Source organism: Bacteroides sp. AF32-8BH (assembly GCF_003435205.1).
Classification (GTDB): Bacteria; Bacteroidota; Bacteroidia; order Bacteroidales; family Bacteroidaceae; genus Bacteroides; species Bacteroides ovatus.
The window spans coordinates 87,132-108,294 of sequence record NZ_QVLZ01000004.1; the positions used below are offsets into that span (position 1 = coordinate 87,132).

Annotated in this window: 15 protein-coding genes and 1 pseudogene; 6 read left to right on the forward strand and 10 right to left on the reverse strand. The window is 42.3% G+C overall.

Going from position 1 to position 21,163, the window contains the following annotated elements; all coding sequences use genetic code 11:
• Positions 1-106: 106 nt before the first annotated feature.
• From DWZ47_RS04275 to DWZ47_RS04285, 3 genes are read right to left on the reverse strand one after another with little or no spacing between them, the layout of a single operon-like run.
• Complete coding sequence (locus DWZ47_RS04275) at positions 107-1,027, reverse strand: carbohydrate kinase family protein (protein WP_074558860.1); 921 nt, start codon at positions 1,025-1,027, stop codon at positions 107-109.
• Complete coding sequence (locus tag DWZ47_RS04280; protein ID WP_004298060.1) at positions 1,015-1,620, reverse strand: SIS domain-containing protein; 606 nt, start codon at positions 1,618-1,620, stop codon at positions 1,015-1,017. Before DWZ47_RS04280 ends, DWZ47_RS04275 begins: the two co-directional genes overlap by 13 nt.
• A 6-nt stretch (positions 1,621-1,626) precedes the next feature.
• Positions 1,627-2,160 (reverse strand): TIGR00730 family Rossman fold protein, encoded by a 534-nt coding sequence (locus DWZ47_RS04285; RefSeq protein WP_004302991.1) that lies wholly within the window; start codon positions 2,158-2,160, stop codon positions 1,627-1,629.
• Positions 2,161-2,265: 105 nt separating this feature from the next.
• Between DWZ47_RS04285 and DWZ47_RS04290 the strand changes: the two genes are divergently transcribed.
• From DWZ47_RS04290 to DWZ47_RS04300, 3 genes and pseudogenes are all read left to right on the forward strand, one after another.
• Positions 2,266-3,486, forward strand: a complete 1,221-nt coding sequence (locus DWZ47_RS04290; RefSeq protein ID WP_004302992.1) for a M16 family metallopeptidase — start codon at positions 2,266-2,268, stop codon at positions 3,484-3,486.
• Between the two features lie 85 nt (positions 3,487-3,571).
• Positions 3,572-5,139 (forward strand): annotated as a pseudogene (locus DWZ47_RS04295) (ATP-binding protein).
• 13 nt (positions 5,140-5,152) lie between these two features.
• A complete protein-coding gene (locus tag DWZ47_RS04300; RefSeq protein ID WP_117512373.1) occupies positions 5,153-6,250 on the forward strand; it encodes an SGNH/GDSL hydrolase family protein in 1,098 nt (365 codons plus the stop codon).
• A gap of 106 nt (positions 6,251-6,356) precedes the next feature.
• Here DWZ47_RS04300 and DWZ47_RS04305 read toward each other — a convergent pair whose 3' ends face one another.
• The 7 genes from DWZ47_RS04305 to DWZ47_RS04335 form a co-directional block, all read right to left on the reverse strand.
• Positions 6,357-7,256, reverse strand: a complete 900-nt coding sequence (locus DWZ47_RS04305; RefSeq protein ID WP_004298066.1) for a glycerophosphodiester phosphodiesterase family protein — start codon at positions 7,254-7,256, stop codon at positions 6,357-6,359.
• Between the two features lie 66 nt (positions 7,257-7,322).
• Positions 7,323-8,288, reverse strand: coding sequence for a glycerophosphodiester phosphodiesterase family protein (locus DWZ47_RS04310; RefSeq protein WP_004298068.1), 966 nt, complete (start codon positions 8,286-8,288; stop codon positions 7,323-7,325).
• Positions 8,289-8,358: 70 nt separating this feature from the next.
• Positions 8,359-10,029 (reverse strand): PQQ-binding-like beta-propeller repeat protein, encoded by a 1,671-nt coding sequence (locus tag DWZ47_RS04315; protein ID WP_224440830.1) that lies wholly within the window; start codon positions 10,027-10,029, stop codon positions 8,359-8,361.
• 29 nt (positions 10,030-10,058) lie between these two features.
• On the reverse strand, positions 10,059-11,453 hold the full coding sequence (locus DWZ47_RS04320; RefSeq protein WP_117512374.1) for a RagB/SusD family nutrient uptake outer membrane protein: 1,395 nt from the start codon (positions 11,451-11,453) through the stop codon (positions 10,059-10,061).
• Positions 11,454-11,463: 10 nt separating this feature from the next.
• Positions 11,464-14,709, reverse strand: coding sequence for a TonB-dependent receptor (locus DWZ47_RS04325; RefSeq protein WP_410492096.1), 3,246 nt, complete (start codon positions 14,707-14,709; stop codon positions 11,464-11,466).
• A 294-nt stretch (positions 14,710-15,003) separates the two neighbouring features.
• Positions 15,004-15,945: a FecR family protein gene (locus DWZ47_RS04330; protein WP_117512375.1), complete on the reverse strand. Its 942-nt coding sequence runs from the start codon at positions 15,943-15,945 to the stop codon at positions 15,004-15,006.
• Positions 15,946-16,094: 149 nt separating this feature from the next.
• Positions 16,095-16,661 carry an RNA polymerase sigma factor gene (locus DWZ47_RS04335; protein WP_004298079.1) on the reverse strand — a complete coding sequence of 189 codons (567 nt, stop codon included), beginning with the start codon at positions 16,659-16,661 and terminating at the stop codon, positions 16,095-16,097.
• A gap of 394 nt (positions 16,662-17,055) precedes the next feature.
• Here DWZ47_RS04335 and DWZ47_RS04340 point away from each other — a divergent pair, with 394 nt between their 5' ends.
• The 3 genes from DWZ47_RS04340 to DWZ47_RS04350 all read left to right on the forward strand — a co-directional run bounded on the left by DWZ47_RS04340 (position 17,056) and on the right by DWZ47_RS04350 (position 20,928).
• Positions 17,056-17,679, forward strand: a complete 624-nt coding sequence (locus DWZ47_RS04340) for an HU family DNA-binding protein (RefSeq protein ID WP_008648950.1) — start codon at positions 17,056-17,058, stop codon at positions 17,677-17,679.
• 257 nt (positions 17,680-17,936) lie between these two features.
• Positions 17,937-19,037 (forward strand): AraC family transcriptional regulator, encoded by a 1,101-nt coding sequence (locus tag DWZ47_RS04345; protein WP_117512419.1) that lies wholly within the window; start codon positions 17,937-17,939, stop codon positions 19,035-19,037.
• 208 nt (positions 19,038-19,245) lie between these two features.
• A complete protein-coding gene (locus DWZ47_RS04350) occupies positions 19,246-20,928 on the forward strand; it encodes a leucine-rich repeat domain-containing protein (RefSeq protein WP_117512376.1) in 1,683 nt (560 codons plus the stop codon).
• Positions 20,929-21,163 lie beyond the last annotated feature (235 nt).

A 21,163-nucleotide genomic window follows, 5' to 3' on the forward strand; every position in this document is an offset into this window, starting at 1 on the left:
GGAAATCCATATTAAGTTAAGGTTGACAGATTAACTTAATATGGATTTTATGAAAATAGGGATTTCGCTGGATGAATTACTTATATCCAAATCCTTATTTGTAATATCACTTGTATTTTTGTGCAAACTCCACCGATACCGAATTACTGAAACTTCGGCAAACTTCAGCTGCGAAGTCTTTTCCGCATTGGATTATTTTATCCCAGATCTCTTCATTCAAGTTATTTAGATCGCGGTACCGGACATCGTATTTGAGTAATCCGTAGATCAGCCCTGCATTGAAGTTATCACCGGCTCCAATGGTACTGACTGCTTGTAATGGTTCTATCGGATAATCTTTATTGACCAGATTAGAGCGTAACGCTACCTTTTCCGCACCTGCAGTACAGATGAACCGGGGACAGTAGAATTTGATTTTATCCTTGTAAATTTTGTCTATATCCTGCATGCCATACATATATAGAAAATCCTCTAAAGAACCGCGTACAATATCCGCATACTCCAGATTCTCAATAATGGTCGGAGCCAGTTTCATGGCTTCATTCTTGTGTGAAGAACGAAAATTCGGGTCATAATAGATGATGGCTTTCTTTTCACGTGCCTGATCTAGTAATTCGAGAATCTTCTCCCTCAGAACCGGATTCAGTGCGTAATAAGAACCCACCATGACAATGTCGTCTTCCTCTAGTTTCGGAAACAGAACATCCAGACGTTGCTTCGGGTAGTCTTTGTAGAAGATATATTCAGCATCACTCTGCTCGTTCAGGAAAGCTAAAGATACGGGTGATTTTCCATCCGGGAATACATTTACATGATCGGTTGGGATATGATTCTCACGCATAAACTGCAGGATAATATTGCCTACACGGTCATTCCCGGTTTCACTGATGAAGCCGACGTTTATTCCCATTCGTCCCAATGAGACAATACCGTTGAATACAGAACCTCCCGGTACGGCGGCGGAAGGCTGGTCACCTCGAAAGATGATATCGAGGATGGTCTCTCCGATACCGATTACTTTTCGCATAGTGATCTTGATTTTTCTCCCAGATAACCGCCGTGGTGACGTTTTGAATATTCAGCGATAGTAAATCCTGTTTCCTTCATGGTTTGTACTACCAATATATCTCCGATCACTGTCATGGCAGTAGTGGATGTAGTAGGAGTCATCCCTAACACACAGACTTCTGCAGGCTTGCCGGTACTTAGACAGACATCCGATTCTTTTGCCAGCGGACTATCCGGATTTCCGGTGATAACGATAAACTTCAGATCCGGGTCCAGATTATGGGCCAGGCGGGTCAATTCCACAATCTCACGTGTCTTGCCAGAGTTAGAGATCAATAGGAGCAGATCGTTTTTTTGTAAGATACCCAAATCCCCGTGTTGCGCCTCGCTGGGATGCAGAAAGACGGATGGAATACCGGTGGAACAGAAAGTCGTAGCAATGTTCATAGCAATCTGCCCGGCTTTTCCCATACCGGAAGTTACCAGTTTTCCCTTTTTCTGATGTATTTGTTCTACAATCAGTTTCACCGCTTTTTCATAAGCGTCTGTTACGGGGATGTTGAGCACAGCTTGTGCTTCCTGTTGCAAAAGTTGTTTGATGGAGTCTATCATATAGGATCAGTTTATTTTTTCTTTTAATTCATTTAATGTGTTTGCTACTTCGTAATAGGTTGAGAAAGGCTGTCGTGCAAAACCTTTGTCCTCCAGGGTGTGGAGCGCTTTTAATAGCTCGTCGTAAAAACCATGTTCATTGTAGAAAATGACCTTCTTTTGGTGATATCCGATAGAGGCAGCGGCTATTACGTGGAAAATCTCATCAAGAGTACCGACGCCTCCGGGGAGTGCAACCAATACCTCCGACTTCTCCGTTATGATATCTTTGCGGTCACTCAAGTTACGGGTATGAATTTCTTCATCTAACAGAGTGCTTACCTTGCCATTCTCTTCCAGTTTGGCAGGAACTACTCCAATAACCTTACCACCATTTTCTTTCACGGCACGAGCTATGCATTCCATTAATCCGAGGCTGGCTCCTCCATATATCAAGGTTTTGCCTGTCTGCCCCATCCATTTGCCTATTTGGCTGGCGCTTTCGAAGTACATTTTGTCAATGTTATCGGAGGCGGAACAGAATATTCCTATCTTTTCCATATACGTTGTTGCTGTTATAGTCCACAAATATCTGCAATTTTCTATAAACAGCAATAAGTTTTATTGTATTTTTGTGGCATTAATTCAATAAGGAAGTATAAAACGATGCAAGGTAACGAATATACATTGCCAAATGGCCTGCGTATTATCCATGAACCAACCCTCTCAAAAGTAGCTTATTGTGGTTTTGCGATTGATGCCGGAACCCGTGATGAGGCGGAGAATGAGCAGGGAATGGCCCATTTTGTAGAACATCTGATTTTTAAGGGAACGGAGAAGCGGAAAGCCTGGCATATCCTCAACCGGATGGAGAATGTGGGTGGTGACCTGAATGCTTATACAAATAAGGAAGAAACTGTCGTCTATGCCGCTTTCCTGAAAGAACATCTGGAACGTGCGCTTGAGTTGTTGGGGGATATTGTATTTCATTCAACCTTTCCGCAGCATGAGATAGAAAAAGAAACAGAGGTCATTATCGATGAAATCCAGTCGTATGAAGATACTCCGTCGGAACTGATATTTGACGATTTTGAAGACATGATCTTCCGCAATCATCCATTGGGAAGAAACATTCTTGGTAAACCGGAACTTCTGCGGAGTTTTCGCACGGAAGATGTTCTATCGTTTACCCGCCGTTTTTACCAACCGGGAAATATGGTGTTTTTTGTTCAGGGGCAATACGAGTTCAAGAGAATCATCCGTCTGGTAGAAAAATACCTGTTGGATATTCCTGATGTGAAGGTAGAGAATCGCCGTACACCTCCGCCTCTGTATGTGCCGGAACATTTGACAGTGGCCAGAGATACACATCAGGCGCATGTTATGATCGGTAGCCGTGGCTATAATGCGTATGATGACAAACGTACTGCACTCTATCTGCTGAATAATGTCCTTGGAGGTCCCGGAATGAATAGTAAACTGAATGTGTCCCTTCGCGAACGCAGAGGATTGGTCTATAATGTCGAATCCAATCTGACTTCCTATACGGATACGGGAGCTTTCTGTATTTATTTCGGGACGGATGTGGATGACATGGATACTTGCCTGAAATTGACCTATAAGGAATTGAAGCGGATGCGTGATACAAAGATGACTACCTCCCAGTTGGCGGCAGCGAAAAAGCAGTTGATCGGGCAAATCGGAGTAGCGTCCGATAACTTTGAGAATAATGCGTTAGGGATGGCGAAAACATTCCTTCATTATCATAAGTATGAATCATCCGAGCTTGTTTTTAAGCGTATAGAAGAGCTAACAGCAGAGATGTTGTTGGAAGTTGCCAATGAGATGTTTGCAGAGGAATATTTATCCACATTGATTTATAAATAATTGATTGACAGATTTGCTTTCATTGCCAGAATTCGTATTTTTGTAGCAGATACGTATGTGATAACAATCTAATAGTAGAAATTGTATGTTGGTGACGGGCAGAAAACTCCCTATCGGGATTCAGACTTTCGAAGATATCCGCAATGACGGATACTTGTATGTAGATAAGACCGCATTGATGTGGACTATAGCAAACATCGGTAAACCTTTTTTTTAAGCCGTCCGCGCCGATTCGGAAAGAGTTTGTTAATTTCTACGTTTGAAGCCTATTTCAAGGGACGGCGTGACCTTTTCACGGGACTTGCCGTGGAACAATTAGAAAAGAAGTGGGAAGAATATCCCGTACTGCATCTGGATTTGAATGCCGAGAAATATGATTCACCGGACAGATTGGATGCTATTTTAAGTAACCAGTTAACTCAATGGGAAGCTATATATGGCAGGGGAGAAGATGAAACCACTTTGTCTTCCCGCTTCTTGGGTGTCATTCGTCGTGCCTCCGAACAAGCAGGCAGGGGTGTTGTAGTCCTGGTGGATGAGTATGATAAGCCCTTACTACAGGCTATTCAGAATGAACCGCTTCTCGATTCTTACCATTCTACTTTGAAAGCTTTCTACGGTGTGTTGAAGAGTGCAGACCGCTATCTTCGTTTTGCTTTTCTGACAGGTGTCACCAAATTCTCGCAAGTAAGTGTGTTTAGTGATCTGAACCAATTGAATGACATCAGTCTGAATTATGACTTCTCTACTCTTTGTGGAATCACCCGCGAAGAATTTCTTGCTAATTTTGAACCGGAGATTGCAGCTTTATCGCAAGCAAATGACATCAATACGAAAGAAGTTGTGGAAACAATGACCCGGCAGTATGACGGTTATCATTTTCATCCTAATGGAGAAGGAGTGTTCAATCCATTCAGTGTTCTGAATGCATTTTTCAGTAAAGAGTTCGGTAATTACTGGTTTCAGACCGGAACTCCTACTTTCCTTGTGGAGTTATTGAAAGAGAGCGATTATGATCTTCGCTTGCTGATGGATGGTATAGAGACAGCTGCTTCCGCTTTCACTGAATATTGTGCTGATAGGAAAAATCCTATTCCATTGATTTATCAGAGTGGTTATCTGACTATTAAAGATTATGACAGAGAGTTTAGACTTTATCGTTTAGGCTTTCCTAACGACGAAGTACGTTATGGCTTTCTTAACTTTTTACTCCCCTTTTATACGGCAGTCACGGATGAAGAACGAAGCTTTTATATAGGTAAGTTTGTTCAAGAACTACGTACAGGCAATGTTGACGCTTTCATGCACCGCTTTGAAGTTTTCTTTGCAGATTTTCCTTACGAGTTGAATGACCAGACTGAACGTCATTATCAAGTCATCATATATTTAATATTCAAACTGATGGGACAATTCACGCAGGCAGAAGTACATAGCTCACGGGGACGTGCAGATGCGGTTGTACGAACCCCGAAGTTCATCTATATTTTCGAATTCAAGCTGAATGGGACTGTTGAGCAGGCCATGGAGCAGATTGAAGAAAAAGGTTATGCTTTTCCTTATATGGCAGAGGATCAACAAGTGATAAAAGTTGGTGTAGAGTTTAGCGCAGAGAAACGAAATGTAGAGCGCTGGATGGTAGCGAAAGAAATTTAATATAAAATTGATTATGAAAAACTTAATACGAAATGTCTGGGTTTGCTTGGGGCTGATGGTGCTTCCCTTCACAGCCTCCGGACAACAAAAGGATAACATTACCTATGTACCGGCTCAAGAGCTTTTACTGGTAGGCAAAGCAACTACCGAAGGCGAATACTTCCATCGGGTAGATACAGCCAAGTATCGTACAATGCCTCCCACAGTGAAGAAACTATTCACAAACTCTGCCGGTCTGGCTATCTCTTTTACAACGAATAGCCCCGTCATAAAAGCCAAATGGATGGTTCCTGATAATTACCAGTTACCCAATCTGACCAGAGTTGCTCAGAAAGGTCTGGATTTATATATCAAACGGGATGGAAAATGGCAATTTGCCGGAGTAGGGATACCGGGTGGTGTGACTACGGAAAAAGTGCTTGTTGATAATATGGGTACGGAAGAGAAAGAATGTTTGTTATATCTGCCTTTATATGATGAACTGAAAAGTCTGGAAATAGGTGTTTCTTCTGATGCACACATACGTAAAGGAGAAAATCCGTTCAAAGAAAAGATAGTGGTATACGGGTCCAGTATTTTGCAGGGAGCATCTGCCAGTCGTCCCGGGATGGCTTATCCGGCTCGTTTGTCCCGTAGCAGCGGATATAATTTTATCAATTTAGGATTGAGCGGAAACGGCAAGATGGAGAAAGAAGTTGCCGAGATGTTGGCGGATATTGATGCGGATGCTTTCATTCTCGATTGTATTCCTAATCCTTCTCCCAAAGAGATAACCGACCGGACTGTTGATTTTGTAATGACGTTGCGCCAGAAGCATCCGGATACGCCTATTATTGTGATACAGACATTGATACGTGAAACAGGTAATTTCAACCAGAAAGCTCTTGAGAATGTAAAACGACAGAACGAGGCCATCGCTGAACAGGTAGAAGTATTGCGAAAGAAAAATGTCAAAAACCTGTATTTCATAAAAGAAGATCAATTCTTGGGAACAGACCATGAGGGGACTGTAGATGGGACCCATCCGAATGACTTGGGATTCGACCGAATGTTGAAGAAATATAAACCGGCTATCAGTAAGATTCTGAAGATCAAATTCAAGGCTGAATAACAGGAATGAAAGATTATAACAGAGACAGATAGAAAAAATAAAGGTCAATTCATGGGGGTGAATTGGCCTTTTTCTTTTGCAAATGTGTTAAGTTGCTGTTGGTATTTTATAGTTTCCTTAAACCTTTATCTTCTAAGTATTTGATTAATTCTTGGGGACGATCAGTTTGTATCATAGTTGCCTTATGTTCCAGTATCCATCCCCAATGCTTATCTTTACCTTCTAATAGGGCGTTTTCGTCATCATGTCCACCGCATAGACTATCCCATAGAGTATTCATCCATACCCGGCTACCAGATTGTACAATTTTATCAATAACCTTTAAATTTGAAGTCTGTTCGTCTTTGAAGCAGAGTTCATAGGCTATTGGCGTAAAGTCTTTAATAAAACTTTCGGTCGCTTTTATATCTTCTTCTTTCCATAAATGAATGATAGGCATATAGAGCATACTGGTATTGGTTCCATATTCCTCTTGAACTTTCTCGACAGGATACCTTCCTTTTATAATCACTTGTTTTTCCATTCCACATTTTCGAATGATGGGAAGAATCTCCTTTATATATGTTCCGCCTTTATCTATATTGACCAGAATACGATCTTTACATGTCATTAACGCTTCTTCTAAAGTGGGTATGGATCGGCGGGTCTTTATACCGTTTCCACTTTTCAGCACAAATTGTTTTAGTTCTGTTGTCGTATAGTTTTTAATGGCGCCTTTTCCTGTTGAAGTGCGGTCTAGCGTTGCGTCATGCATACAAATAAAGTTGTTGTCTTTGGTTTGCTGAATGTCAAGTTCAACCATGTCTGCTCCCATAGCGATGGCATTCTCTATACATTGTATGGAGTTCTCCGGAGCATTCCTCCAGTCGCCACGGTGAGCTATAACAAATACATATTGAGAATTCTTGTCGTGAAGATTCCTCAATAGTTTATCAATTCTGGATTCTGCTTCAGCAGATAATGAAACCAGAAGAACTGATAATAGAAATATAATTTTCCTTGTCATACGTGCTTTTCTTAAATAAAATGTTTTGATCTATATTGGGTACCTATGAAAAACTATCCTATAAAGTTATCTTAATCCTTTTTCTTTTAAATAAGAGTTGACAAGATCAGAGTAATCAGTTTGCACAACTTCTATTTTGTTATCTATAAAAGTTTGAAGGTGCGAATATTTACTATTCAGTAGATCGCTATCCCAATCTAAATGATTGGCATAACCTACTAACTTGGCATCTTTAATAGCTCCCATTAGTTCAGTGAGAGATGCATTGTCTATTCCGAATTGTACCATTTGTACTTTACTGTAATATTTGGCGAGGACTTTTACTTCTGCCGCAGTGGATACCCATGGAAAAGGAATGGCTCCAGGGTTAATAGTATTCATTTCTTCAATATATGATGTACTGGAACCAGTATAATAGCAAACCTGGTCGATCATCCCTTTTTCTGCAACCGTTTTAATGATTTTACCTAAAAGACCCTTCTCTTTTACATCGACACAAACATAGATTTTGCCTTTCGCAGCATCCAATACTTCCTCAAGTGTAGGCACTTTGTATTCAGTGATACCTTTAGAACCTTTTAAAAAATATTGATAAAGAGTTTGATAAGTCATATTGGCTACAGCACCAGTTCCGTTTGTTGTAGCATTAATGGTTGTATTGTGCATATTTACGATTACTCCGTCAGAAGTTGCTCTAGGGTCTATTTCAATCATATCGGCACCGACTTCTATTGCATATTGGATAGCGGGAATAGAATTTTCAGGAATTCCGTCACGTATTCCCTTATAGGTGTTGCTACGATGAGCGCAAGTCCACATTTTCAGACTTGTGTTGCTGGAAAGATTCTTTAAGTCGGTTGTTAAACTTTTAGTGTCAGGTTCTTCACCTGGGTCCTCCGGGTCTTCATTATCATCCGGAGGAGTCGGCTGATTTTTGTTTTCATATTCATCATTGGAAGAGCCGCAACTGGTACACATTACTTGCCCGGATACAAGTAAGATGATTGCCAAAAGAAAAAATACTTTCTTCATAGTCTTTTTATTTTATTTATTAGATAATGTAGGATAGGCTATCGAAATAACCTATCCTGTTTGATTTGAATTATTTTACTGTAGCAGTGTGTTGAGCGTCTTTTGCACGCATCGGCCAGCCTGTTGTTGGTAATCCTTTCACATATTTGGATGACAGGGCCACTAATAAACTTTTCGATTCATCTTGGGTGTTAGTAATGGCCACATAGATAGTCCCGTCTGCATCCACTACCGGTGAACTCCAGAATTTGCCTTGTGTTGCAGCCCATTCGGATGCATAAGCACTTTCACTGTTAGCAATTGCTCCGGCCACATCAAGTACGGCAATAGCGTCAGTACCATTTGCGTCAAGGATATAGAAATTACCACGTTCCGTACCGAACAAGATATGTCCATCCTTATCAATAACAGGAGTACTGCTAACACTTTCTGATATCTCATATTGCCATTTGATAGTTCCACCTGCTGACAATGCAACAATTCCGCCAGGCATATCTCCCTGACTTTTCAATGAGGCATATACAGTGCCATCTGTGCCGATAACGACTCCTCCCTGATCTTGTTTGCCGGTATTCTCAATAGGGGTAGTCCAACGTACACTACCGTCACTGGCAACGGAATAGATGGTAGTAGTCAGATCAGATGTATAAATCATGCCATATACATTTCCTTCATTGTCTATGGCCATTGATGCATGACAGCCGCTGTTCAAACCACTGTCAAATGCTCTCCATGCCCATGGGCTGAAAGTATTGTCATCTTTAGCCATAGTAGCTTTTGCTACACCAAACATTCCGTAGTTGGTACACATGATATACATCATTCCTTGTTTGGAGATAACAGGACCTGCATAAACACCTCCGGCAGGACCGCTGGTACCATCTGCGTTAGTTAAATAGCTAACACGGTTTCCTGTTGTTTTGTCTACCGCAATCATTGAACCGGTGCTTCCCCCATTACCACAGTATACATATTTATCATCAAATGCTGGTGACACACTACGCATTTTGGCATTGGCGGCGTTACCTTTATTCCAAAAACCGGTAGTCGGATCATTGAAAGTAATCCATTTCTTATTTCCATCAGGATTGATAGCAAATAGTTTACCATTGCTTCCGTCACCTGTGCCAATGTAGATTGTACCATCCGTATCTACAGACGGTGTCATGTTTGAGCCTCCTGTTGCCTGCGCTCCCCAAGATGGATCAGTCATGTCGAATGACCATTTTTCAATACCTGAAGTTACATCATAACTATGTAATATGTGGTCATTACTATTGATGTAAACCGTTTTTTCATCAGGAGAAAGAGCGGCGGAATTGGAAACTAACTTGGCTAAATGAGTGGAGGAGGTCCATAGTAATGTGAGGTCTCCTTTTTCTACTACTTTATCGGTAATTTCAATTGTTTTCCGGTAGAGGTTCGATCTTCCACTGCTGTCGGTTATGGTCAAACTAACAACAAATATACCTTTCTCATTGTACACGTGCTTCGGGCTTTCTTCGGTAGAAGTCGTTCCGTCCCCGAAATCCCATACATAAGTAAAGTTGCCACTACCTCCATAAGATGCGTTAGTGAATTGTATTTCACCTTCTATTTGCCCTCTTTCGGGAGCGATTGAGAAAGTTGCGGAAGGAATATCTTTCCCGGCATTGTCTTCGTTGCTGCATGCGGCAAATAATAAAAGACAAACAATATATATGAACGGACATATCCGTACTTTATTTTTAATAGTTGTCATACACATAATAATCATTTAAGGTTTTGTTATTAATTTCCTGTATATCCCGCATATCCGGGATTTTGTGGGTAGGCTACCGTACCGGCCATGTCAATCTCATCTTGAGGGATCGGATAATACATCAGATAAGTACGACCATCAAGTGTTTCTAGCAATTCTAAGCGATTTGTACGTTTGATGTCCTGCCAGCGCATACCTTCAGCATAAAATTCACGACGGCGTTCGTCCAAGATCAATGTCTGATATTCTTTGTCCGATAGAGCTTTGATTGCTGCTTCACTTGGAGCGGTAGTATATCTTTTTTTCATATATTCCACTAATGCGGCGGCTCCGTTCGTTTTTCCGAGAGCTTCGGCTTTTACCAGATACATTTCTGAAATACGGGAGATTACTACCGGTGTGCAGGTATAATCTGACGTTTCCGCCAATTGATAAGTCCCATTCGGATATTTGATTACGCGGTTGGCATCTTGGCTGGTGAATGTGGCTTTTAACCGTACGTCTCCTTTGCGTGAAAGAGTATTATCATCAGCAAAAAGACTACTATAACACCAATCAGATGGAGCATAATTCCATGAACCGTCCGTGTCATTAACGTATAATGTGAAGTTTAGAGGACTGGATGCTCTTGAATTATTAACATAGGCAAATATAATTTCCGGACTTGAACTTCCTGCAACCCAATTTTTAGAGAAATCCATAGCGGTGGATGCGAGCGAGAAACTGGGATTAGCTAATACTGCTTCTGCATAGTTTGCAGCATCCGTCATCTTGTTCTGGAAAAGAGCTACACGTGCAGCAAGTGCATTTGCTGCGTCAGAAGATACGTACCATTTGGAATCTGCTTTTGACAGTAAGCGGATAGCTTTACCCAAATCCTCTTCGATGAATGTCCATACTTCAGCTTCCGGAGAGATAGGAACCACCTCTTTTGAACGTTTACGCAGGATGGGGACATTTCCATAATGAGAGGCCAGACGATAATAAATAAATGCACGGAAATAGTAAGAGACACCACCTACTTTTTTCATAAGAGCACTTTCTTTATTTTCGGAAGCTTCATAAGTTTCTACGAGAAAATTGACCTGGTGCAATGTTGTAAATGAGTTTCTCCAAAAGGAGAGAATGTTAATTGCCTGATTGGTATACGAGGGAGACATTTCACATGGGTCTGTAATTTGACCTCCTCCAGGACCTGCTTTGAAATTTTCCCCTTGTATATCATCCAACCACCAGAAAGTGAATGTATAATTTTCCATAGTGGCGTATACTCCATTTAATAGCTTTTCGAGATCATCATCCGTCAAGGCTGATTGAGGAATTGCATGTCGGGGGCTGATGTCGTCCAGCCAGTCAGAACAGCTCGTGCCGAGTACAGTTATGGTCATTAAAACCAGAGTGAATAATAGTTTTATATTTTTCATATCGTTAGTTTTAGAAGTTAATGCTTGCACCTATGATAAAACTCTTTAATGTGGCTTGTTCTCCGAAATCTGCTCCGTAGCTGTTGCCTGTCGGATTACTTTCGTATGAGAATTCCGGATCATATCCGGAATATTTGGTCAGTGTAAAAAAGTTGTCGAGAGAAACAAAGATGCGAGCTCCCGTTACATGTATTTTTGACAACAGAGAATGAGGAAGGCTATATCCCAATGTGATGGTTTTGAATTTGAAATAAGAAGCATCTTCCAGATAGCGGGTAGAAACAAGATTGTTTCCGAAACCGCCGGTGAACGTGCCTGCCAAAGTAGGGCGTGGAACAGTGTTGCTAGTTCCTTCTCCCCTCCAGTAATGGTTGGCGGCATATTTTGATATGTTATAGAATTGTTCCGAATCGACCAGTGTGCCATTTTTGTAACCTTTGATACTGCTGGACGCTAAGCCGAGATGTTCCGTACCTTCTGTTCCCCCGCAGCCTTTCCATGCTGACAGGATTTTACCTCCGGCTGCAAATTGGCAGAAAATGGATAAGTCGAAGTTTTTCCAGTTCATAGTCGAAGTGATACCACCATAAATGTCAGGTGTAACCTTTCCTACATACATGCGGTCATCGTCTGTGATGTCTCCGTCATTGTTGTAGTCAAAGTACTTACAATCACCGGCACGTACTCCTTTTGCGTAGAGTTTGCTTGGTACTTCCTGGTTGGTTTGATAAATACCATCCTGACGCAACATATAGAAAGCACTAACCGGTTTACCTACCATTAAAGCATGCATTACTTTACCGGTATTGGCACCACCACCGTTGATTTTCATATCAAGTACTCCATCCAATGACAATAGTTTGTTTTTTGTATAGGAGAGGTTAGTAGCAAGCTCCCATTTAAAAGGACCATCGAATATTTTACCGCTCACCATCACTTCCAATCCTTTGTTCTCCAGCGAGCCGATATTGGCTGTCCGGGTAGTATATCCTGTTGTAGCAAGTGTACTGATATTATAAAGTAATCCGCTTGTCTTTTGATAGTATCCGTCTACAGATAGCGCCAGTCGTCCGTTGAATAGCTCTGCGTTGATTCCGACATTCACCTGATTAGCTTTCTCCCAGATAAGATCCGCAGCATCTGCTCCGATTTTAAAACCGGATGAACCATTATAGGAATTTCCTCCCGAAGTTACTAATGACATAGCTGCCCAGTTACTGATACCATCCATACTGCCAGTCTTACCCCAACTGGCGCGTAGCTTTAAGTCATTCAGTGGCGTGCCTTTAGGGAAAAAAGGTTCGTTGATAATCCGCCACGCGAAAGAAGCAGAAGGAAATGTTCCATAACGTTTATCTTTTGAGAAACGTGAAGAACCGTCACGACGCATCGTTACATTTAAGATATAGCGATTATCCCAATTCAGGGCGGCACGTCCGAAATAAGATTCGAGTGCATATGCATTATATCCGATACTACCTGCGTAGATGTTAGAACCGGAATTTATCAGACCGAAGCTGGAAGAAGGATAAGCACCGTTTGCGTAATTATCACTGTAAGCTCCAAAAGTTTCATAGTTATACTCTTCGTATGAGTGACCAAGCATGGCTGAATAAGTCAGTTTATCCCAACTATTTTCATACGAAATTACGTTGTCTATAACATATCGGTAACTTACATTTTTCTGTTCGCTAAGTGCACCCCATCCTGCATTTTTGGAACGTGCGTCATGTTTCTCTGAAATTGTTTTCTTTTCTTCATCAAGAATACCGTATATGCTGAATGAGGGAGTGTATTTGAGTCCTTTGATAGGAGTAATATCAAAACTAAGGGCAGCTACTCCTTGTTTCTTATGTACAGTCCAGTCTTCTTCATTAATCAGCATAACGGGATTATGACGACATAATTCTGTTGACATCACTGTATAGCCTCCATCTTCCCGATAAGCTCCAATCCATGGTTGTTCTTCACGGGCAGTACGAATCACTTTCAAACTGGTAGATGACTCTTCCACTTTATCGAAACGGCTGTAAGATCCTGTGAGATTCAGATTCAGTTTAAACCATTTGTTCAGCTGATGAGTAAATTTTGCCCGTAGGTTGGTTTGCTGGAATCCGCTGGTGCGGATGATACCTTGTTGGTCGTTAAATCCCACAGAGGTGAAAAAAGTAGTTTTCTCATTACCTCCCGAGAGATTGATAGATGCCGTAGTAGAGTGTGCTATATCACGTTGAATGAGTCCGAGCCAGTCTGTTTCGGTAATCCGGTCGGGGATAAAGAATGATTTTGTGTCCTTCTTCTGCACATTCCAATTATCTACGGCTGCTTGCATAGTACGAGTATATTCTGCTACATTTGCCATTGGTATATCGTTGGCAATCCATCCAAGGCTGTGGCGTACACTGGCATTTACGCGTGTTTTACTGTTGGTGTTTCCCGATTTTGTGGTGATGATGACAACACCGTTGTTAGCTCGCGAACCATAGATGGCAGCAGCTGAAGCATCTTTCAATACGTCCATGCGTTCGATGTCGTTGGGGTTTAGCATAGGCATTGATTCACTGGGAACTCCATCGACCACATACAATGGGGTGCTGTTACCTGTGATGGATGCAATACCGCGTACCCGTACACTCGGTTGTTCACCGGGGGTACCGCTGGCAGAGGCTACATTTACACCAGGAGTACGACCTTGCAGCATCTTGGCTACATTGTAGTCACTGCCTTGATCCAGATCATCCACTTTCAGGCTACTGATAGAAGTGGTTACTAGTTTTTCGGACTGGGAGCCATAGCCGACTACAACTATCTCATTTAATGCAATGCTACTCTCTTTCAAATATATTTTCAGATTGTTTTTATTGCCGGCTTTCACTTGTTGTGAGTCAAATCCAATATAAGATACTGTTAGTGGTTGGTTAGGATCTGCTACAATGGTAAAGTTTCCGTTAATATCTGTAATGACTCCGGTTCCTTTTCCTTGCATGACATTGGCGCCAATAATAGGAATTCCACTTTCATCTAGTACGGTTCCTTTAATCGCTCTCTTTTCATTACTTCTTTGTTCTGTCTCCTGCTTTACCAATACGATGGTGTTGTTGGTAAATGAATAAGATATATTCAAAGGAGTAAATACCTGTGAGAGCGCTTCGCTGATAGGTTTCTTTGTGCAGCTAATTGTCACTTTAGTCTGATCGTTAAGAACATGATTCCGGTATACAAAAGTATATCTCGTTTGCTGTTCTACTTGTTTCATGAAAGTTTTTACCGTGCCATTTTTGATATGAATGGACACATTTCCTTCTTGGGCAAACACTCCCGAAGGGAATAAAATTATAGCAGCGGATAAAATGGTAAAGTTTCTAAAAATAAGGCTGTTCCGCAGTTTCCTTCTCAATAAAAATGTTAACTTTGTGATATTCATAGTTGATAATGTTTTGATGTATAAAATTTTATCGACTTCCATACAACCAAAGGATTGGGCGATTCTTTGGTTGTTCTTTTTTGATTTTAACTACTGTGTGTTTTCCATAAGCTCCTTTCTTTTAAATTAGTAAATAGTTATTATATCTTTATGTATCTCGTACTTAAATCCGTATTGTATGCTTAAGGATCTTATGACATTCTGTATACTTTCGTTTCGGAAAGATCCCGATAGTAGATCTTGTGCGATTTGCTTATGATGCAATCTGATTTCCACCCCATACCATCGTTCTATCTGGGCTATTACATCAATTAATGGTGTGGATTCAAAGATGAGGTAATTATCTCTCCATCCGGCTTCAACATGGGCATCCGCTTTGCTTATTCGTAGTGTTTTGTCCATAGCGGAATAGGTCGCCTTTTGTCCAGGTGAAAGCGTATATTCATGGGGAAGTGAACCACCTGATATTCTGATTCGTCCGCTAAGTAAAGATGTTTCTACAATGTCTTTTTTATAGGTCTTTACATTGAATGAAGTTCCTACTACTTCAATTTGCAGATCGTTGATTATTACCTTGAATGGGCAATCGGGATTCTTGGCAACATCGAAAAAGGCTTCTCCTGATAGTTTGACGAGGCGTTGCTTGGAGTTGTTTACATCATATTCCAGGTTTGTAGCCGCATTTAGATGTACAAATGTACCATCAGGGAGAGCCATTTCTGCTTTACTGCCAGCTTTAACTGTTACAGCAACCATTTGACTTTCCGGGTTATTCATCCATGTATAAAGTCCAAAAGAGGATGATAGGATGATAGCGATAATGGCAGCATATTTCATATATTGCAGCCAACGGCGTCTCCAAATGATTTGTTGTAGTTCCTTTCGAATTTGCTTTTTCATCATAGGAGGCATCTTTATCTCTACTGTGTCGTTTTCCATATCTATCATGGTATTCCATAACTCTTCGTCAGGTATGTTGTTGAGTTCATTTCTGAACTTTCCAATATCGGAAGAGGTGATTCCTTTTTCGATGTACTGGCAATATAACTTTTTAAATTGTGGACTCATATTATTGGTGTTTCTATAGGTTATACGTAAATACATAAAGGGAGTACTAGACTTCTTTTATGTTGTAGAGCATAGAAAAAGTTAGGAATAGTAGGTGTTTGTAAAGTTTTGTGGAGTTTTAATTATTCCTACTGAAAGTGCTATTCTTGTTACAGGAAGAAAATAAAGAGAATATTATATTTCATCATTTCGCTGCGAAGAATCTTCAGGGCGGAAGTCAGATAGTTTTTCACCGTTTGTTCGGAGAGATCCAGTTGTTCGGCTATTTGCTTGATGGGGATATGTTTCTCCCTGCTTAATTCATAAATCTCATGTTCCCGTTGTGACAGAACTTTCTTCGATTGTTGGAGTTGTTGCAGGAATTCGTCGTACAATAAGATATCTTCCGGTGATACGTCAGTTGCCTGGTTCTCGCAGTATTCCATAAAATCCTCGAATTGCAGTTCGTTGACCTGTTTGCGGAAATAATCGATTACCTGATGTTTGGCAATAGTGAAAATAAAGGCTTGCAGATTGCCGAAGCTATTCAACTGGTTACGGTTGTCCCATAGGCGTAAAAATGTATCCTGAACAATATCCTGTGTCAGGGAACGATTTTTTAGTTGTTTAAGAACAAAGCTGTAAAGTCGGTCGGCATAGGCCTCATAAATCTGTGTAAAAGCCTGGTAGGAGCCGTTGCGTAGTTCTTTTATGCACTGTATTTCGTCTATTTTCATCCTTTCTGCAATAGAAGTAGGTCGGGCAAATGTACTGAAATAATTTAGAAATCAACAAATCTATGTGAATAAATAAAGAGAAACCGATGTCCGGTAGTTGGCAGATGAATTTTATTTTGCAATCATATTACAATCATATATTGAGCTTTATTGTGCCGTCTCTTGCTTTCCGCTAATTAATTTTGTATCTTTACTGTTTTTTACCCTTGTAAAGACAGGTGGTCACCTTATGCAGTGATAAATATCACCTTATAAGGTGACATTAGGCTGTTTACAAAGTGACTATTGTCCCGTTACAACCGGACAACTACCCGAGTGCATAAACAATGATAAATCTCTGCACTGAAAATCTTTATTCTCTGCACTGAAAAGTCTTAAATATAACAATAAGATTATGGCCTTTTACAATTTAAAGAAAAAGCCTGCCTTGACTACTAAGGAAGGAGAAACGGAAACAATGTATGCCGACATTGTCTACAGTGGAACGATTCCGGCAGAACGATTGATCCGTGGCGTTGCTAAGAGAACCGGATTTAAGGAAGGAGTGATAGAAGGTATCCTGATGGAACTGAAAGACGATGTATTGCAATATCTAGGTGAAGGATACCGCGTCGAATTGGGAGAGTTCGGCTTCTTTTCAGCCAAAGTGAAAGCTTCCCGATTAGTCGCAAATAAGAATGATATTCGTTCTGAATCCGTAGCTTTCAACGGGGTGAATTTCCGTGCTTCCAAGAGTATGCGTGTGGGTATTCGCGGAGATTTGGAGCGTAGAAAGTGTGTCGATTTCAACACTTCGCGTAAGTGGGACAGAGACAATCTGAAGAAACTCGTCCTGCAATATATCGGAGAGCATGGCTTCATCACAAGAGCCACTTATACGCAACTTACAGGACGCCTGAAGAATACTGCATTGGACGATCTTAAATCTTTTGCAGCCGAAGGCATTATTAAGCGAGAGGGACGGGGTAATCAGATGCATTTCATTGCACCGCCACGAAAGGAACCGGATGGCGAGTAGTGAAATCTAACGGAATATCGATGGAAACCTTTGTCGTACAAGATTGGAGATTGGGAACAGAACAGAGAAATGAAGAGGTAGTATCTACCCGAATGGATTGAATCAGTGCAAAATGTGGTATAAGTATGATGTATGGCTAAAAAAATACAGTACCTTTGGCTGTGAATACAGGTAAAACGGTGATGAGGTGTCTATGAAACAGCCTTACAGTGGATTTCTCGTCCGAATGTTGTTTGACCGATAACACAAACTATAATATGTTGGATATCATATACTACTTCAATATCTTCGGTTGTCTGACGATGGGGATGGCTCTACTGTTGATTCAAACAGCCCCACAGCTGATAAACCCGCACTACCGCAATGCCAAACGATTCTTGGGTATTGCATCGATTATCGTGGCTCTGTGCAATGCGCTTATCCTTTACAACAGGGTACAGGAGAGCGTTGCCGAGATATTTGCAATGCCTGTGCTCGTTGCGGCACAGTTGCAGGCGGCGCTTTTTACTTTTATCGTGCTGATACTTTTTCATTCACCATACGTTTGCCGGCGAAATATTTTGCGACACCTCTGCCCGACATTGTTTTTTGTGGGACTCTATCTATTAACGATACTTCTATTTCCTGATGTGAGGATCTATTCGGTGGATGAGTATATAGCGAATATCACGAATCCGGTTCTTTTGTTAAGAACTGTATTTGCGGCTACTTATCTGACGCAGATCGTGATTTACGTCCGTTTATTCCGGCGTGAGCAACGGAATTATATAGCCAAGATTGAGAACTATTTCTCCGACACCGACAAATATGAATTCCGGTGGGCTTCGAGATTGTTCTACGAGGCTGCCTGCATCGGTATTGCCGTTCTGGTGTTCAGTATATTCCCTGCCCCGTTATTCGACGGAATAATCACGGTGGTGATTACAGTGTACTACTTTGACTTTGGAGTGAGGTATATCAACTACCAATACAAACTTTACTATGAGGCTTTGCCCGCGATAGAGGAGAAGGAAGAGTCGCAGCCGGCAAAGGAGAGTGAAGGAGACAAGGAACTGGAAGATGAAATGGTAAAACTATTATTGTATCTCCAGCAGGGTGTTGTGCTGGGCGACTATGCCGAGGCTCTGCATATCCCGGAACGGAAACTATCTGTATTCATCAATTCGACTTACGGGGTGAGTTTCAAACGTTGGGTGAACAATAAACGGGTAGAATACGCCACAGAGCAAATGGCGAAACATCCGGATTATACAATGGAGAGGATTGCCGAGCTTTCGGGTTTTGCCCACAAAAGCCATTTCTGTAAAATCTTCCGGGAGATAACAGGGGGATCTTTTACCGAGTACAAAAATAGATAACACCTCCAATCTGTTGTATATTTGGCGATACAGCTTGTTCCAACATACAATAAATCCACAAAAAACACTTGTGTTGCACGTTTCGACGTCAGATATGCGTAAACGTGCACCAATCATCCAAAATTTTCATTATATTTTTGCTGCGTAGGGCATAGACCGCTCTGCGCTTTTTTGTTTTCCCATGAATATTAATCAAATATAAAACAACATGAAAAAGATTTGTTCTTTGTTAGTGCTATGTGCAACAGTAGTCTTTGCTTCGTGCAGCAAGGACGATCCGGTAACGGAGCCCGTGCCGGAAGGTATCACCGTCACCACATACGACGCCCTGCTCGACGCCCTGCAGACGGGCGGCACCTCGGCCGACGCTCCGACACTCGTCACGCTGGGCGCCGACATCACGATACCCGCGGGAGGTGACTACAACACCCCTCCCATGAATGGCAGCGGTTACTTCAAGATAGACGGCGGCGGCCACACCCTCACCTGGGAAGGGGAAAACGGCAACAACCACCACTTCCTCGGCAATTCCGACCCCGACGACGATGCCGTTTATATCGAACTCACCAATATCAATCTGGACCGACAGGATATGGGCACCGCGGTAGCTGTTTACAACGGCAGGATTACGCTGGGCAAAGACGTGGCATTGAACGGGCAATATGAACGCATGATTCTGGCTTCCGGCGAGCAAGCGGCATTGGAACTGGGTGACGGCTGCGAATTGTCTTACACGACAGGCCGTTCGTACTGTGTAAGCGTCTGGGGTGGCGCCACCCTCGTGCTGAACGGGGGAAAGACCGCTGCCGGGGCTTACATAGACATAGCCTGCTATTTTGACCCGGCCGCCTCCCATCCCCTTATCTCCGTTCCGAAAGCCCTCACGGGGGATGTGCACCTCTTTCTCGACATGACCGGTGTAACCTCCATCGCCCAGGGTGCCGGCGGTTACCAACTGACGCAGGCGGACTGCGACCGTCTGAAAGTGAATCCGGAGTCAATGGTCAGCCTCTATGGAGAGCCGAGTCAGAAGTACGGCGACAACTTCGAGCTTTACCTCGACCCTGCGGCGGAACATCAAATCAAGCTGCGCCTGAAGAATTTCACACCCCCCACTTCCGGCAACATCGACATGACCTCTATGACTGCCGACGAAGCGCAGCTAACCATCCTTGCCGCCCTCGCCGCAGGCTTCACCGAAATCAAGCTGACGGGCGAACTTTCCAAAACAGGAATTGGCGGTAACTGGGGTACATTTATCAATAATAAAAAAATCACGAAATGCGACCTCACCGGAGTGACGGACTGGGGTAGAACGCCAACTCTGCCCGATGTCGCCTTTGCGAATTGCACCGCCTTGCAGGAGGTGACGCTGCCCGGTGATATGAAGGTAATCGGAGGTAGTGCTTTTTCAGGTTGCGCTGCGCTGACTAAGGTGAATCTTTCGCAGGTTACCTGGATTAATCTAAGCGCATTCTGGGGATGCACTTCATTGGAGACGCTCGCTTTGGATAATGTGACTGCGATAGGCCAGGAGGCTTTCTACGGATGCACGGGCCTCGAAACGCTCAAAATACCGAAGTGTACCGAGTTCGGCACTTATATCGTATCGGGCTGCCGCAGCCTCACCCGGATAGAAGCCACCGCAGCCGGAAATTTCGTTGACATAAGTGATGGTCGCAGCAGTATAGAGCGCACCGCCGTTTTTCACAACAGAGACAGTCATTACGGAGATAGCGCATTCAATCCCGCCAAGTGCGACCTCGTGCTGAACGCCGACAAGAAGCAGGATGGCAATGCCACCCCCAAAGTCTTCAGCGACAACGAATGGCTTGTGATGCCCAACGGCCAACTCATGAGATGGAATAGCATCACCTTTGCGCAGCAGTAATCCGCGCCTTTCCCGAAGTTGAACTTCGAGGCGGTCTGATTTATTTTTTGAAATCCAATTTTATGCCTGATGCGGTAGACGGCATATGTTGTCGTAAAAAGATTATATCTTAATTAGTAGTCGATTAAAAACGCTCTGCCATCGGCAGATTACAAAATATATCTCCGCCCAACTTACAAAAAGGGTCCCTACTGTCAAATTGCAGGGATCCTTTTGCTTTATACAATTTACTCCG